This window comes from Chitinophaga sp. H8, from assembly GCF_040567655.1.
GTDB classification, from domain to species: domain Bacteria; phylum Bacteroidota; class Bacteroidia; order Chitinophagales; family Chitinophagaceae; genus Chitinophaga; species Chitinophaga defluvii.
On record NZ_JBEXAC010000002.1, the window covers coordinates 770,182 to 787,461 of the forward strand.

General features: G+C 44.7%; 14 protein-coding genes. 7 read left to right on the top strand and 7 right to left on the bottom strand.

Annotated features, from left to right (window positions below; translation table 11 throughout):
* Positions 1-14: 14 nt before the first annotated feature.
* From ABR189_RS16980 to ABR189_RS17010, 7 genes are all read left to right on the top strand, one after another.
* Positions 15-842, top strand: coding sequence for a rhomboid family intramembrane serine protease (locus tag ABR189_RS16980; RefSeq protein WP_354661650.1), 828 nt, complete (start codon positions 15-17; stop codon positions 840-842).
* 68 nt (positions 843-910) lie between these two features.
* Positions 911-1,840 carry a rhomboid family intramembrane serine protease gene (locus tag ABR189_RS16985; protein ID WP_354661651.1) on the top strand — a complete coding sequence of 310 codons (930 nt, stop codon included), beginning with the start codon at positions 911-913 and terminating at the stop codon, positions 1,838-1,840.
* Positions 1,841-1,928: 88 nt separating this feature from the next.
* Positions 1,929-3,044: an endonuclease/exonuclease/phosphatase family protein gene (locus ABR189_RS16990; RefSeq protein WP_354661652.1), complete on the top strand. Its 1,116-nt coding sequence runs from the start codon at positions 1,929-1,931 to the stop codon at positions 3,042-3,044.
* A 107-nt stretch (positions 3,045-3,151) separates the two neighbouring features.
* Positions 3,152-4,261 carry an endonuclease/exonuclease/phosphatase family protein gene (locus tag ABR189_RS16995; protein ID WP_354661653.1) on the top strand — a complete coding sequence of 370 codons (1,110 nt, stop codon included), beginning with the start codon at positions 3,152-3,154 and terminating at the stop codon, positions 4,259-4,261.
* A 105-nt stretch (positions 4,262-4,366) separates the two neighbouring features.
* Complete coding sequence (gene cysS / locus ABR189_RS17000; RefSeq protein WP_354661654.1) at positions 4,367-5,866, top strand: cysteine--tRNA ligase; 1,500 nt, start codon at positions 4,367-4,369, stop codon at positions 5,864-5,866.
* Between the two features lie 93 nt (positions 5,867-5,959).
* On the top strand, positions 5,960-6,946 hold the full coding sequence (locus ABR189_RS17005) for a M28 family peptidase (protein WP_354661655.1): 987 nt from the start codon (positions 5,960-5,962) through the stop codon (positions 6,944-6,946).
* Positions 6,947-7,142: 196 nt separating this feature from the next.
* The gene (locus tag ABR189_RS17010; protein ID WP_354661656.1) at positions 7,143-8,117 is read left to right on the top strand and encodes a hypothetical protein; all 975 of its coding nucleotides are present in this window, start codon (positions 7,143-7,145) and stop codon (positions 8,115-8,117) included.
* A gap of 125 nt (positions 8,118-8,242) precedes the next feature.
* On the opposite strand, the gene ABR189_RS17015 is transcribed toward ABR189_RS17010, so the two are convergent.
* The 7 genes from ABR189_RS17015 to ABR189_RS17045 all read right to left on the bottom strand — a co-directional run bounded on the left by ABR189_RS17015 (position 8,243) and on the right by ABR189_RS17045 (position 17,220).
* A complete protein-coding gene (locus tag ABR189_RS17015) occupies positions 8,243-8,647 on the bottom strand; it encodes an IPT/TIG domain-containing protein (RefSeq protein ID WP_354661657.1) in 405 nt (134 codons plus the stop codon).
* Between the two features lie 231 nt (positions 8,648-8,878).
* Positions 8,879-9,625, bottom strand: coding sequence for a succinate dehydrogenase/fumarate reductase iron-sulfur subunit (locus ABR189_RS17020; RefSeq protein WP_354661658.1), 747 nt, complete (start codon positions 9,623-9,625; stop codon positions 8,879-8,881).
* A gap of 18 nt (positions 9,626-9,643) precedes the next feature.
* On the bottom strand, positions 9,644-11,554 hold the full coding sequence (locus ABR189_RS17025) for a fumarate reductase/succinate dehydrogenase flavoprotein subunit (RefSeq protein ID WP_354661659.1): 1,911 nt from the start codon (positions 11,552-11,554) through the stop codon (positions 9,644-9,646).
* Positions 11,555-11,560: 6 nt separating this feature from the next.
* Positions 11,561-12,226 carry a succinate dehydrogenase cytochrome b subunit gene (locus ABR189_RS17030; RefSeq protein ID WP_354661660.1) on the bottom strand — a complete coding sequence of 222 codons (666 nt, stop codon included), beginning with the start codon at positions 12,224-12,226 and terminating at the stop codon, positions 11,561-11,563.
* Positions 12,227-12,249: 23 nt separating this feature from the next.
* The gene (locus ABR189_RS17035; RefSeq protein ID WP_354661661.1) at positions 12,250-13,680 is read right to left on the bottom strand and encodes an anion permease; all 1,431 of its coding nucleotides are present in this window, start codon (positions 13,678-13,680) and stop codon (positions 12,250-12,252) included.
* A gap of 50 nt (positions 13,681-13,730) precedes the next feature.
* A complete protein-coding gene (locus ABR189_RS17040) occupies positions 13,731-14,888 on the bottom strand; it encodes a porin (protein ID WP_354661662.1) in 1,158 nt (385 codons plus the stop codon).
* A 175-nt stretch (positions 14,889-15,063) separates the two neighbouring features.
* The gene (locus tag ABR189_RS17045) at positions 15,064-17,220 is read right to left on the bottom strand and encodes a S46 family peptidase (protein WP_354661663.1); all 2,157 of its coding nucleotides are present in this window, start codon (positions 17,218-17,220) and stop codon (positions 15,064-15,066) included.
* Positions 17,221-17,280 lie beyond the last annotated feature (60 nt).

Below are 17,280 nucleotides of genomic sequence, written 5' to 3' on the forward strand. Positions count from 1 at the left end.
TAAACTACTATAAAATGAACGAATTCAGGCCCGGAAGATTTGAGATACTCCCCCTGGTGATCAAGAACCTGCTTATCATCAATGGCTTGGTATTTCTGGCGCAAAACACGCTGGAAGCTACCATGGGTAATAAGATAACAGACCTCTTTGCGCTCCATTACTGGGGATCAGATCTGTTCAGGCCGCATCAGTTTATTACGCACCTGTTTATGCATGGCTCTTTTGGCCACCTGTTCATGAACATGTTTACGCTCTGGATGTTTGGTGCTACCCTCGAAAATGTGTGGGGCCCCAAAAGGTTCCTCATCTTTTATATGATCTGCGGATTAGGGGCAGCACTCTGCCATATGTCTGTACTTACATACGAGAATATCAATATCGCCAAAGACATCCATACCTTCCTGGCCGATCCAACTTATGGCAATTTTGCACTGATTGACCGCAAGTATGACCTTAACTCAGGCGTATATAATGTAGATGGGTTGCTCAATGCCCTCCGTCAATATCCGGACAATGAACAGGTAGTACAGACCGCTAAAATATTTTTACAGGAATTCCTGGGCAAGTACCGTGATACCGCCACCTTAGGCGCATCCGGAGCGGTATATGGCATATTATTTGGGTTTGGTTATTTGTTCCCCAATACGCTCCTGTACATCTATTTTCTGTTTCCCATCAAGGCAAAATATGTGGTGGGCTTCCTGATCGTTATGGAGTTAGTCTCTGGTTTTCAAAATTCAGCAGGCGATAATGTAGCGCATTTTGCGCACCTGGGCGGTGTGTTGTTCAGCTACCTGCTGCTGAAAGTATGGAACAAACGAAACAGGTCGCATTTTTATTAAAATGCCGGTTGGAGCATTTATCATGAGTCATTATTGGCTTATCTTTGTAGTAGTAAAAGTCAGGTTTTATGCATGCAGTTGAAAGAGAGCGCATACCCCGTTTATCGCTGGGGGAAGAAAGAAACATGGTTACCCAGATTCTTGTGGTAAATCTGACGATTTATGTGCTGCTATTGTTTACCTGGGTGCTTTACAATATGGAGGGTCTTAAAACACCCCAGTTTGAAAAAGACATTATGAGCTGGATTATGCTGCCAGCCGGTCCCGCCAAACTGCTTACCCGTCCGTGGACATTGATTACGTCTATGTTCACTCACTTTTATTTCTGGCAGATATTCAGCAATATGGTCTGGCTGTGGTGCTTTGGCAGTATTCTTCAAAACCTGGCTGGCCATCAGCGCATATTACCGGTATATCTTTTTGGAGGTATCAGCGGTGCTGTTTTTTATGTACTGGGCATGCAGGCCATTCCATCCTTCCATCAATTAATACCTAATGCTGCTGCTATGGGAGCTTCTGCCAGTGTAATGGCACTGGCTATTGCGGCTACCGCCCTGGCTCCCAAATACCGGCTCTTTCCATTACTGAGTGGGGGGATACCGCTCTGGGTGATTACTGTGATCTTTACAGGACTGCATATTTATTCACATATATTTTCCCTGCACAATAATACCTTTTATCCCCTGCTGCTGGGTGGAGGCTTGTTTGGCCTGTTGTTTATACAGCAATGGAAACGGGGCCGCGACTGGGGCAAAGGATTAAACAAACTCACTTTTAAAGCTACCCATCTTTTTCACCCCGCCGATCAGCAAATGGATCCGGACCAGCTACAAACGATCTTCCAACCTGTACTCACGGCTACTGAACATAAGAAGATCGCAGACATCCCTGAACAGGTGATCAATGAGATCCTGGACAAGATCAATGAAAAAGGCATCAAATCACTTACGCCTGAAGAAAGAGATATCCTGCTGAAAGCCAGTAAAGAAGTACAGTAATTGTACCTTCCATTTATATAAATCCGTTGAGGATAATGCACTTTTATGCTATATTAGGGGCCTTTTTTACCTATTTACCCCTGATTCCATGACAGTATTAAAAGTAATCATCCGACGTTTGTTATTGTGGAGCAATATCATCCTGGTCATTGCCCTTTTATTATCCACCTGGCTTCCAAAACTCTCTCCCCAAAGTCTTTGGCTCAGCGGTTTTGCAGGCCTGTTTTTTCCCATCTTCTGCAGTCTTTGCCTGATTTACATTCCTATATGGCTCTTTTATAAAAAGCCTTATTACTGGTTTTCTATAGCAGGTATATTATTATGCATCAACGCCATCAGGCATTCCTTTGGCACTAACTTCCGTTCACCTGCTGCCAGTAAAAAAGCGGCTTCCCATTTTACCCTCATGAGCTTTAATACCAGCAGTATGGGGTTAAAGTCTTACAGCGCAGATCAAACCCTTAGTAAGGAAATAGACAGCGTACTCAAAGTAGCCAGTCCGGATATCCTGTGTCTGCAGGAGTTTTATACGAATGACAATCCCAAACTGGTAGATAACCTGAACCACATCCGCCAAAATCTCAACTACCCCCACTTCTATTTCACCTGTGATAAAACACAATGGAATACCTGGCATTTTGGTATTGCCCTGTTTTCCAGGTACCCGGTAGTGGATGCCCATAAGATCCCCTGCGGCTACAGCCCGGCAGGAAGCGGCAGCAGTTTTCTGCAGGCAGACGTGTTGATCGGGAAAGATACCGTACGCATTATTACGGCGCAGCTACAATCTTATATGTTTAATGGAAATGATTATAATCATCTGGGTAATTTAAAAAACAAGGCCAGCTTCAGCCTTTCGGGGTTGGGTCAGGTAATAAAGAAAATGCGGCGCACCTTCAGCAGCAGGGCCACCCAGGCAGAAGCACTTTCCCGCCTGGCAAGCGAAAGCCCCTATGCTACTGTTATCTGCGGCGACTTTAATGATACTCCGGTTTCTTATACCTACAATACCCTGAGCCGTAATTTAAAAGATACCTTCCTGGAAACCAGCTGGGGACTGGGCCGAACCTTGTCATTTCTTTCTCCTACCCTGCGGATTGACTACATTTTAACACAGGATAATTTTAACATCAACGGCTTTCAGATTTATAAACAACCCTTCTTTGAGCATTTCCCGATTATGGCCAACTTGTCACTTAAATAACGACCAGGTGATACCCACTCGCATCTTTCATTCTTAACCATTAACTTTAGCTATTCAAAAAGGGCGTACCAGTGAAATTTTTGCGGCTATTTACAAAAGGGTTTTTCTTGACTGTAAACTTTGGGGTAGTTCTACTTTTCCTGGTAGCCTGCCTGGCTCCCTATTTATCACCATCTTACTTCTGGCCTATCAGCTTCATCACACTGGGTTTTCCCTTTCTGCTGCTGCTGCTGGTATTGTTTTTCATCTGCTGGCTCGTTTTTGATTACCGGTATGCCCTGCTGCCGCTCATCGCCTTGCTGCTGGGCTGGAAATCCATCAGTTCCTTTATTGCCTTCAACATGCCTGCTACCGACAAGCAGGTAGTCAACAACCCGGACAACCTGAATGTGATGAGCTACAATGTAAGCCAGTTCGGGCTTTACCGGGAAAAAGACAGCAAATATACCCGGCAGGCCATGTTTGCACTGATAAAAAAACAACAACTGGATATCGCCTGCTTCCAGGACTTCTATACTTCTGAGAAAAAGAATGATTTTAATAACCGGGAAGACATCTCCCGGGAAATGCAGCTGCCCTACCGGTACTTCTCCAGCGATTTTAACCGGGATGGTATGCAACACTGGGGATCCATTATTTTCTCCCGGTATCCTATTATTGCCGCCGACAAGGTCAAAATGTCGGCTGGCCCTAAAAGTGAAAGCCTGATTTATGCAGACATTGTAAGGAATGGGGATACCATCCGTATCATTAACATGCACCTGGAATCTTACCGCTTTAATCAAAAAGACTATTATTCCATCGAAAAGATCAAAAAGCAGGAAGATACCGGCCTGGTAGCCACAAAAGGCATCGTACAAAAAATGCGGGATGCTTATATCCGGCGTAGTCAGCAGGCAGACATTGTAGGTGATTTTATTAAACAAAGCCCCTATCCTGTGATCGTTTGCGGCGATTTTAATGATACCCCTGCCTCTTATACCTACTTTACGATCAAGGGGCAGCTGCAGGATGCTTTTTTGAAGAAAGGCAGTGGCATAGGCCGTACTTTTGGCGGGCTGGCCCCTACCCTGCGGATTGACTACATTTTTGTAGATCCGGGCTTCCGGGTCAACAGTTTCCGTAAGATCAACTCTGATCTGTCGGACCATTACCCTGTAATGGTTAATCTAAGTACCAGTGGAAGTGCTAAAGCACAGGTAGAGGTAAGCAAATGACAACTGATATGCTGGCGCACATTTTATAATTATCTTTGCAATCCAACTAAAAAAATCGAATTTCGGCAGCGGCCCTGCCGATACGGATTTTCGAAATCATAGCATATGTCAGAATTAAAGATATACAACTCTCTACACCGGCAAAAAGAAGTATTTACGCCCCTGTTCCCGGGCCATGTAGGCATGTATGTGTGCGGACCTACTGTATCTGGTGAGTCACATCTGGGCCATGCCCGTCCATATATCACTTTTGATGTGGTGTATCGCTATCTGCTGCATCTCGGCTACAAAGTGCGCTATGTCCGTAATATCACCGATGCCGGCCACTTTGAAGAAGAAGGCCGTGCAGCAGAAGATAAAATTGCCAAAGGCGCCCTGCTGGAAAAGCTGGAACCCATGGAACTCGTACAAAAATATACCAACCTGTACCATTGGGCGATGTTGCAGTTCAACTGCCTGGAACCAAGTATAGAACCTACTGCTACCGGCCACATTGTAGAGCAGATAGAAATGATCAAAAAGATCATCGATAAGGGGTATGCTTACGAAGTAAACGGCAGCGTATATTTTGATGTGAAAAAGTATGCAGAGAATTATGAATACGGCATTTTAAGCGGCCGTATTCTGGAAGATATGCTGGAAACTACCCGGGAACTGGAAAATCAGGGAGAGAAGCGTAACAAAGTAGACTTTGCTCTATGGAAAAAAGCCCCGCCGGAACACCTGATGCGGTGGCCCAGCCCCTGGGGGGAAGGGTTTCCCGGATGGCATATCGAATGTTCTGCCATGAGCAGCAAATATCTGGGACACCAGTTTGATATTCACGGCGGTGGCATGGACCTTCAGTTCCCCCATCACGAATGCGAAATAGCACAAAGTGAAGTTGCCCACGGTGAAATGATGGCCCGCTACTGGATGCATAATAACATGATCACCATTAACGGCCGTAAAATGGGTAAAGCTTACAATAACACGATTAAGCTTACCGAGCTGTTTACCGGCTCACATCCTTTACTGGAAAAGCCATACAGTCCTATGACCATCCGGTTTTTTGTGCTGCAAACGCAGTACAGGGGTACATTGGATTTTTCTAATGAAGCCTTACAGGCAGCGGAAAAAGGATTGCAACGCCTCTGGGCAGCGTATGAAGTATTGCAGAAACTCACTTATACCGCTGCCAATGGACAAACTGTTAATGAAGAACTGGATACCCAGGTACGCCAATGGTGCAACGAGTGTGACGAGTTTATCAGCGATGACTTCAATACCGCCAAAGTAATGGCTAACCTATTTGAATTGGCGCCTGTAATCAATTCTTTGAAAGGTGGTCAGGTAAAAATGCATGAAATCAGTGAGGCTACGTTCCAACTGTTACAGCAAACCTGGAAAACCTACCTGGTAGATATCTTAGGCATACAGCAGGAATTACTGGCGGGCGATGACAACAAACTGGATGGGGTGCTGCAATTGTTGATAGACATGCGTAAGGAAGCCAAAGGCCGGAAAGATTATGCCACTTCCGACAAGATCCGTAATCAGCTGCTCAGCATAGGTATTCAGCTGAAGGACGAAAAGGATGGCTCTGTTACTTACAGCGTTCAATAACGGCCGTTTATAACAGGGTAGTCAATCACCAGGCCAGGGAGCTGTATTCATAACATTTACCTTTACGGTGAAGTATAAATCATCAAAAAGAGCATGCATAAAGTTTGGGGAATTATTGCGGGTGTTGCTTTTCTGTTCAGTGCCTGCCAGGAAAAAGGAAAATCAACGGAACAATCAGAAGATGCTACAAAAGATCAACAGGTGAGTCAGGTAAGTGTGCCTGTTTTTCAGGCTGATTCTGCATTTGCCTATACAGAAAAGCAGGTGGCTTTTGGCCCCCGTATTGCCAATACACCAGCCCAGCAGCAATGCAGTAACTGGCTGATCCAAACACTCCGGGGTTTTGCAGATACTGTATTTGTACAGCGGGTTACAGTTCAGGGACCGCATAAACAGGCTTTACCCTGCATCAATATCATCGCCAGCTTTAACCCTGCTGCCAAACAACGCATTTTACTGCTGGCACATTGGGACACCCGCCCTCATGCTGACCAGGATGCTTTTGATAAAAAAGGAAAGCTGGATGGTGCTGATGACGGCGCCAGCGGCGTGGGGGTATTGCTGGAAGCTGCCCGGCAATTTCATTTGCAAAAACCCGGTACAGGTATAGATATTTTGCTCACTGATGTAGAAGACTATGGAATCACTGAAGAAGAAAACAGCTTCTGCCTGGGCACACAATACTGGGCTAAAAACCCACACATAAAAGGTTACAAAGCCAATTACGGTATTCTGCTGGATATGGTGGGTGGCCGGGGCTCCCAGTTTTATATGGAAAGCATCTCCAAACAATATGCTTATGGTCCTATGAAAATGTTTTGGGATGCAGGCAACAAACTGGGCTTTTCTGATTATTTCCGGTATGAAAATAATGGGGCGGGTATTACAGATGATCATGTATACATCAATACAATCGCCAATATCCCTACGTTTGATGTGATTGCATTACAGGCCAATGGTAATTTTGTTCCTCACTGGCATACACAAAACGATAACATGAGCGTCATTGATAAAAAAACCCTGCATGCAGTAGGACAAACCCTGTTGCAGGTCATTTACGCGCAGCCATTCAGCTATTAATCCTGATATTCAACTACTTTCCTGCGTGGGCAGTATCTTTGGCATTGCAGGTTGTTTGCACACAACCGCATAGCTATTCATCACCCAGTCATCCTTTTTAACAGGCTTACCCGAAACCGTACGGGATAAAGCTGCAGTGCTATCTATTTTACACTGGTAACTGCCTTGAACATCACACGGAAAGCCTTGTCGGGCTATGCACTTACAATGCGTAGGTATTGCCGTTCTTTGTATTGTAAAAACAGGTACCACTATCCGCCATTTTTACTATACATTAACACCTGAAAATCCAATTACTATGAACGACCTGGTTTTAATGATCGGTAACGATATCAACAACATTTCCAAGGGACAAAGCTGGCAGGATCTGTTGCAGGAAATAATAGATTTCTGCCAGGTATGTGATGCAGTAGCACTGGATAACAAAAAGCCTTTTCCTTTATTGTATGAAGAGATCTTTCTGACAGCCATTCAAAAAACACATATCAAGGAAAGTACGCTGAAGGCATTTATTGCGGAAAAAACGCTGGCTATTGCCCCCAATCCGGTGCATACAGCGATTCGTGCATTGCAGGCTTCAGATATCCTCACTACCAACTATGAATTCACACTGGAAGGTGATATCCCTGCAGTAAACAGCAGTCTTATTAATGAACGGTTTTACAGCATTTTTCGCAAGTATCAGGTCAATGGTACCAACTATTGGCATGTACACGGTGATTGTTTAAATCCCATGAGTATCAACCTGGGGTTTGAACACTATGGCGGGCAATTACAGCAAATGCGGAACTATGTGGTAAGCGGTACTTTTTATAGCAATTCCAAAGTGCCTAAAGCCTCTTTGCTAAGAAGGATTAAAGCCAACCAGGTACATCACCATTCCTGGCTCGACCTGTTTTTTACGAAAGACATCCACATCTTTGGCCTCTCCCTGGATTTTGTAGAAACTGACTTGTGGTGGTTACTCACCTACCGCGCCAGACAGAAGTTCCAGCGCAATACGGTGCCCGTACAAAACCATATCTATTATTATATTCCCGAAGAGCTAACGTCAATGGCTAAATTCAAATTGGATATGTTGACTGCCAATAATGTAGAAGTGGTAAGCATCAAAGCAAAAGACAAAACAGCTTACTATCTTAGCATCATTCAAAAACTAGCGCGCCGGTGATACCCCTGAACACCACATTAATAATTCCATACCATGCCAGCATAAAAAAGGGTGTCTCAAAAGTATGAGACACCCCTACGGACGGGGAAAACGCAATGGTTACTAAACCATATACCTTTTAAATATTATTCATAAGCAGGCCTGGTTGTTTGCTGGCCCCTGTCGGCTAATACGCCAACTACTTTATATTCAAAATGCATCATATTGGATACGCTGTCATTTACAGCTACCACTACGGCTACTTTTCCAGGTTTATGCGGGGGAACCTTTACCATCAGGCTATTTTTCCCAACACTTAACACCTGTGCTTCCACACCACCAAAACTCACTTTAATATCAGCCAGGTTATTACCAAATCCTTCACCTTTAATGGCAATGATATTACCTGCTTTTCCACTGATGCCGGCGGCTATTGTTTCATTTACAATAGTTTCATTCAAGCCAACCTGTACATTACTTTTTGAGGTACAACCGGTAGCACCGATTACAAACAAGGCTACGGGCATTACAAACATTTTTAAATACGTCATTTCACTTTTTTTGGGGAACAACATCCTGATTAACAAATATTGGGGATCATACGCATTGCGGGATGCAACTCTTTTCAGCAACTGAATATTTTCCTTTTAAGAAGGTGCAAAGCTAGTGCCTTCTTTTGAGACAGACACGCGTATTGGTACGCAAGTTTTAAAATGCGTATTTATACGCATCGATGAGAACTGACCGCTGATACGTGCCTCCTCACCTGCTGAAGGGGTTGCTCACTTTTTTAAGACCTCCGCTTTATTATACTCCCAGTTCATCCTCGCGATATGCAATACAGAGATTTGCTGAGGACATTCTACCTCACAAGCTTCTGTATTACTACAATGCCCAAATGCCTCCTTATCCATCTGTTGTACCATACGCAGCACCCTTTTTGCAGCCTCTACCCTTCCTTGCGGCAATAGCGCCAGGTGGGTGATTTTCGCTCCGGTAAACAGTGCTGCACTGGAGTTTTTACAGGTAGCCACACAGGCACCGCATCCTATACAAGCCGCTGCGTCAAAAGCAGCTTCAGTAGTATCATGTCCTATAGGTATAGCATTAGCCTCGGGGGCCTGCCCGGTATTAGCAGCAATATACCCACCCGCCTGAATGATACGGTCAAACGCACTCCTGTCTACCTTTAAATCGCACTTTACCGGAAAAGCAGCAGCACGGAATGGTTCTATGTAAATAGTATCCCCATCCTTAAACGAGCGCATATGCAGCTGACAGGTAGTAATATGGGAAACAGGTCCATGCGCCCGTCCATTAATCATAATACCACACTGGCCACAAATGCCTTCCCGGCAATCATGATCAAACTCTACCGGACGCTGTCCCTCCCGCAATAACTGTTCATTCAGCGTATCCATCATTTCCAGAAAGGACATATCCGGATTAATATCTTTTAGTGTATATGCCACCATGCTCCCGGCTGCCTCCCGGTTTTCCTGCCTCCATATATTTAATCGTATATTCATATACAGTAGTTTTAAGCATTATTTATAGCTTCTTACCGTAGGTGTTACAAACTCAAAATGTAGTGGTTCCTTATGTAATATAGGCTGCCCCTCTGCACCGCCCCACTCCCAGGCCGATATAAATGAAAAGTCCGCATCATTCCGCACTGCTTCCCCTTCCGCCGTCTGGTATTCCTCCCGGAAATGCGCGCCGCAGGACTCTTCCCTGGTAAGTGCATCATAACACATCAGCTCTCCCAATTCAAGATAATCTGCTACACGGCCCGCTTTTTCCAGCTCACTATTTAACCCGTTTCCTCCTGGCACACGCAACTCCTGATGAAACTGTTCTCTCAGTGACCTGATATCTGTAATAGCAGACTCTAACCCTTGCCTGGAACGGGATAGTCCACATCGGTCATAAAGTATTTTTCCGAGTGTTTTATGAAAATGATCTGCAGATAAAGTACCCTGAATCGCTAACAATAATTTTAACTGCTCCTGAACGGCTTGCTCTGCCTCAGCAAATGCGGGATGCTGCACATCTATCGGACCGCTTTTAATTTCATTGGCCAGGTAATTAGCCATGGTGTAGGGCGCTATAAAATACCCATCCACACAAGCCTGTAATAAAGAGTTTGCCCCCAGGCGATTGGCTCCATGGTCTGCAAAATTGGCTTCCCCTAAAGCGTACAGGCCGGGTATGGTAGTCATCAATTCATAATCTACCCATAGTCCGCCCATTGAAAAGTGGGCAGCAGGGGATATCCGCATAGGTTCCTTATAGGCATTTACAGCAGTAATTTTTTCGTACATGCGGAACAAGTTGCCATACTTCTCCCGGATCTTACCTTCCCCCTGTTCCCGGATTGCTTTGGAAAAATCCAGGTAAACTGCATTTTTTAGCGGCCCAATACCATAGCCTGCATCAATACGCTCTTTTGCTGCACGGGAAGAAATATCGCGGGGAGAAAGGTTACCAAATGCGGGGTACCGGCGTTCAAGATAATAATCCCGCTCCTCTTCCGGGATCTGATTAGGCTCCCGCTGATCATCCCTATTTTTAGGTACCCATATACGGCCGTCGTTACGTAAGGATTCCGACATCAGGGTTAGTTTCGACTGATATTCCCCTGATTGCGGCAGGCTGGTAGGATGAATCTGTGTCCAGCTGGGGCTGGCCATTAATGCCCCTTTTTTATGCGCACGCCAGATAGCAGATCCGTTACAGCCCATCGCCAGTGTGGAGAGGTAATAGATTTTACCAAAGCCTCCGGTAGCCAATACTACGGCATGTGCACCATGCCGTTCCAATGCTCCGGTATCCATATTACGTACAATAATACCCCTTGCTTTCCCATCTATTACAACCAGCTCCTGCATTTCATGCCGGGAAAATAATTTTACCGTCCCTGCGGCTACCTGTCGCATCAATGCCTGGTATGCCCCCAACAATAATTGCTGACCCGTTTGCCCCCTGGCATAAAACGTACGAGACACCTGTACGCCCCCAAATGAGCGGTTGTTCAGATAACCTCCATATTCTCTGCCAAATGGTACCCCCTGCGCTACTGCCTGATCTATCAACGCGGCACTGCACTCTGCCAGCCGGTATACATTTCCTTCCCGTGAACGGAAGTCACCGCCTTTCAGTGTATCATAAAACATCCGGTATACACTGTCGCCATCGTTCTTATAGTTTTTACAGGCATTCACACCACCCTGTGCTGCCACAGAATGTGCACGCCGGGGAGAATCCTGAAAGCAGAAACTCTTTACCCGGTAGCCCATTTCTCCCAAGGATGCCGCTACAGCACTTCCTGCCAGGCCGGTGCCTACCACTATAATGTCCAGATGCTTACGGTTGGCCGGATTTACCAGCTTAGCAGTGGACTTATAATGACTCCACTTTTGTTCCAGTGGCCCTTCAGGTATTTTAGATTCCAGCATAACCAACTATTTTAAGAAATGAACATATACAGGTATCAAAGCAAATCCGGCACAGATAGCAATACTGAAAATCCAGCCAAAAATCCTGATCCCCCTGGCATACCTGGGATGATATACGCCTAACGTGCGCGCAGCACTGAAAAAGCCATGCAATAAATGGTAGCAGAGTGCCACCATACACAATACATATACGGCTACATACCACCCTTCCTGGTATACTGTTACTACCAGTGTATACAGATCTTTTTGGCCATGCGCGTCTACCGGCATTTGCCCAAATTTGTACTGGTACCAGAAGTCTTTAAAATGGATGATCAGGAAAATAAGAATAATGGTACCCAATATGCCCATATTACGGCTGTACCATTTGCTCGCTGCCCCTCTTTGATCATAGTGATAAGGGGTGCCGCCGGCACGTTTATTCTTTAAAGTTATTACCAATGCATATACTGCATGTGCAATAATACTGGCATACAATACAAAAGAAATAATCTTAATAAAAATATTGCCGGATAATAACTTCGAATAGGCATTAAACTGCAATTGTGCCTCACCGGCGGGCAACAGCAGCTGCAGATTACCCAACAGGTGTATTACCAGGAAAAAGCACAGGAAAAGTCCTGTTAATGCCATTAAATTCTTTCTTGATAACGTTCTCTCCATCCAGTTCATGAGTAGTTATTTAAAAGTGCTATCTACCAGATACCTAATACCTTCCACCATACACCTCCTAATCCCATCCATATGATCAGAAAGGCAACACTGAGCACAAATCCCCGTGTCCACCAGTCTTTCAGATCTACATAGGTACTACCAAAGAAAACAGGAGCGGGTCCGTGGCCATAATGCGTAAGTGTACCAAAGATGCCGCCACAGAATCCCAGCGACAAGGCCAGTAATGTACCAGGGATACCTACGGAGATTCCTACACTGAGAAAAGCAGCATACATGGCAGCCACATGTGCCGTAGCGCTGGCAAAGATGTAGTGGCTGTAGAAATATACCAGCACAATTACCGGGAAGGCCAGCGTCCATTTCATGTGTCCAACATACCCTTTCATCAGTTCACTGAACCAGGGAATAAATCCCAGCTCATTTAAAAAACTGGCCATCATCACCAATGCAGAAAACCATACAATCGTATCCCAGGCGCCTTTCTCTCCTTTTACATCATCCCAGGTAAGCACCTGCGACAGGAGCAGAAATACCAATCCAATAAAAGCTGTAGTAGTAGCATCAATCTTAAAAATGTCGCCCGTGATCCATAGTACCAGCAACACTACAAAAGCAATCAACATCAACCATTCATCCCGGTGTACCGGGCCCATTTCCTTCAGCTTTTCAGCAGCTATCTGCGGAGCATCGCCGGTAGACTTTAACTCAGGCGGATAAATTTTATAAAGTATATAAGGCACCGCCAACAGTGAGATAACAGCAGGCACGAGTGCCGCCATTAACCAGGAAGTCCACGTAATGTCAATACCCAGGTTTTTGGCAAACTTCTGGCACATCGGATTACTGGCTGTCCCTGTCAGGAACATCGAAGAGGTGACCAGGTTCATATTATAACTGCTCAGCGAAAGATAGGCCCCCAGCTTACGGTGTGTTGCCGGTTTTTCGGGCTCTGATCCGAAATTTATCGCCATGGATTTCATAATAGGATAAATGATCCCACCACCACGGGCCGTATTGCTGGGCACTGCCGGTGCCAGTACCAGGTCGGCCAATCCTAATCCATATGCGAGCCCCAGAGAACTACGCCCGAAAATTCTGATAAACAAATAAGCAATTCTTTTGCCCAGCCCGGTTTTAATAAAGCCACGGGCAATAAAAAAGGAAATCCCTATCAGCCATATTACTTTATCTCCAAAACTGCTCAGGGCCAGTGTAATCGACTTACCTGGATTTCCGGGTGCCAGTACACCGGTAAGGGCTACCAGCGCAATAGCTATCATAGACATGGTACCCATAGGTGCTGCCTTCAGGATAATCCCTACGATAGTAGCTAAAAAGATGGCGAGTAAATGCCAGGCTTCCGGCTTTACCCCTTCCGGCTCTGGAATAAACCAGATGATCAGGCCTATTGCCAGCGTAATGAGTAATGGGGCGTACTTGATTTCCTTCATATTATCGTATCATTTAGGGTGCAGGAACGTTTGTTGTTCGGTTATTTATGCTACAGCCGGCATTGTACCTGTGCCACAAAAAGATTGCTGCTCTTGGTTTTAGTGCCGGCTACACTGCGGTCATAATTATCCAGTTGCATACCTAATTGTATACGTCCGCCATAGTCCTTCAGAAAAGCCAGACTGATCATGGGCATCCAGGTTTGACGCACATTACCGTTATGATCTAAATCTTCATTAAAATATTCGTACCGTACAGAAAACTCAATAGACGTAAGCTTATGATAATTGATATTGTAGCGGATATTAGGCAAAAAATAGATGCCTCCCATTTGGTATCTACGGATAGGATCTGTCCGCAAACTATCCGGAAGGCCATAAAAAAAGCGGTGGTTAGTCCCTCTTTTATATTCTGTTTGTATTTGTATATCCCACTTATCAAACAATTTAATTGTACCAGCTACATCTAGCCCCGCTGCATACACCCCTCTTTTTTTCACACTTCCAAAGCCGCCGTTCAGTCCCACGGCAAAAGTTTCTTTAGGTCCCAGTTCCAGCCTTGCTGTAGCCAGTTTACCATTATCATCATCCGTTACCTGATTGCGGTTGTTTCCATTCACTACTGAAATAGCATAGCTAACCGGCAGCTTACCATTTTTAAATGTTCCAAACATGGAAGCTCCGATCTGAAAGCTTTGCCAGCCATTGCTGCCAAAAGAATAATATTGGTTGGAAAAATCCAGGGATTTAATAATGTCTACAGGATAAAGATCCTCCAGCCCAAAAGAAGGGCGAAACTGGCCAATTGTAAAGTTCAGTTTATCATTCCACCGGTAAGAAATAAATGCGTTCTCCAGCACTTTGCCTTTAGGGTCACCATTAAATTCGGCCAGGTTAATAAGTGTAGATGCCGAAAACCGGTCGCTGATCTGCGCTTTTACCTGCAAACGGGCCCGTCTGATACTAAAGCTATTACGTACTACCTCATCTGCAGCATTGGGATGATAAGTACCCGTTACATCTACATCTTGTGTAAAAGAAATGGTATATCGTGCCTGGAACACACCGGTAAGCGTTACTTTTTTAAAGAAAGAGGGTTTGGTGGTATCCTTCGTAAATAGTTCCTGAATATTTTTTTCCTGGGCTATTGCCTGCAGGCTGCACGAAATCCCAATCACTCCGGATAGTAACAGCGTATAGATATGCATGCAAGGTTATTTTTTGGTTTTACCGACTGCGCTTTCTGCGAAGTAACTGCTGTAAGCAGGAAGGCATTTGTGTTTTAACAAACAGGCCCTTAAAAAGGTTGCGGAAAACCGGAGTAATAACAAAAAGCCCTGGCAGAAATACTGCCAGGGCTTTAAAATCATAATATAAACGAGATTATTTTACAATTTTCAATTCATTAATGATGTTTTTAGCACCCCCCAATTTATCTATGCACCATAGTACATAGCGTACATCCACACAGATAGTACGGTTATAGTCTTTATCAAACTGGATCTTGTGGCTTAAGGCTTCATAGTTGCCATCAAACGCAAGACCTATCAGCTCACCATTTGCATTCAGTACAGGTGAACCTGAATTTCCGCCGGTAATATCATTGGTAGTGATAAAACATACTACCACATCATTCTTCCTGGCATCTTTATACGGCCCAAAGTCCTTTTTCTCATACAGGGCTGCATAATTTTCAGGCAGGTCAAACTCATAGTCGCCAGGCACATATTTTTCCATTACCCCTTTCATCGTACATACGTAATCAGCGTATATACCATCACGTGGTGAATATGGTTTTACCTGTCCATAAGAGAGGCGCATGCTGAAGTTGGCATCAGGATACCATTTTTTGTTGGGTTCCATTTCCAATAATCCTTTCTGATAGATTCTTCCCAGGTCACCATTTTTGATAGTAAACTGGTTGTAGAGCGGCATGTATTTACTTACATAATTTTTCACGAAAGCGCTGGCATAAGCAAAGGCAGGGTCATTCTGCAGGGTTACCGCATCCGGATTTTCCACAAAAGCCTTCCACTTAGCGTCATTCAGGATAATGGTATTTGCCATTACACCAGCGGCCCACAGGCGATAAGTATTTTCTTCATCCAGGCTGCCAAACTTGTTTTTAAATGCATCATAAAAACCAATAGGCTGCTGGTCCTTGGGAATATCGGTATAAAACATTCTGCAGGTCGCCGCCAGTATTTTCTGATCACTGGGCTTGTTCTCCCCTTCCATGAAGCTGGTACGTGCCTTATCAGCCGCCATTACCGCCTGGGTTATGGCATCTTTAGAGCCACCCGGCTGTACCAGCGCTTTTTCTACCCCTTGAAGACTGGCAGCAAAAGCAGCTAACGGAGAGCCGAAGATGCCTTCATTGATGTACTGGCGATGTTTGGCATAAGGGCTCCATTCTTTATAAATCTGCTCGTAGTCTTTAAAGATATTTTCATATTCCGGTTTACCTTGTGCCCATTTTTCGAAAGCAGCTTCTTCCTGTTTTTTCTGCTCCAGCACATGATGTTTCAGTAATTGCTTGGTTTCTCCGTCAAAGAATTTCCAATAGTTGGCAATCCCTGCATAGGAAGAAGCCAGGCTCAATTTCACAGCCGGATCTTTTTTCATTTGCTCAAACATGGCTTTCAACCTCACATCACGCAGGTTTACAATAGAAGGGTTTTCCACTTCAGTTTTCAACTTAACACCGAAAGAGCTCTCATAACGGTTGGTTCCACCGGGATAACCATAGATCATGGCATAATCGTTCTCCTTTACACCTTTTATGGAAATAGGCAGGAAGTGCTTAGGTTTTAAGGGCACATTATCGGCAGCATAAGCAGCTGGTTTGCCATTTTTATCCGTATACACCCTGAAAATGGAAAAATCACCGGTATGACGGGGCCATTCCCAGTTATCGGTATCTCCTCCAAATTTTCCGATGCTTTCAGGAGGCGTACCTACCAAACGGATATCTTTATAGCGTTCGTAAACAAACAGCAGGTATTGGTTGCCTTTGAACATCGGCATTACTTTCGCCTCATAGCCTGTACCTTCCATCGCTTTCGCAGCAATTTCGCCGGTTATTTGCTGCTGTTTCTGCAGCCGGTCCATACCTGATGTACCCTTCAATACTTCTTCCACCTGTTTGGTCACATCTTCCACCTTTACCAGGAATTGTACAGAAAGTTCCGGTGCTGGTATCTCCTGTTGCTTATTTAAAGCATAAAAACCGTTCTTAAGATAGTTGTGTTCTACCGTACTGGCAGAAGCAATAGCACCATAACCACAGTGATGGTTGGTAAATATCAACCCTTCATTGCTCACTATCTCACCGGTACATCCACCACCGAAAATAATGATCGCATCTTTCAGGGAAGCTTTGTTAATACTGTACAATTGTTCTTTGGAAAGTTTGAGACCTTTCTTCACCATGTCATTGTACACTTGCTGTCCTAATAAATAAGGCAGCCACATGCCCTCATCTGCTTTGGCCATTTTTACGGTAAGCAGTAAGAGCAAAATGAATACATTTTTCTTCATAATGTTCAGATTTTGCGTATTGGGCCCAAACCTACCTTTTTTTTTGATAACCACTTACGT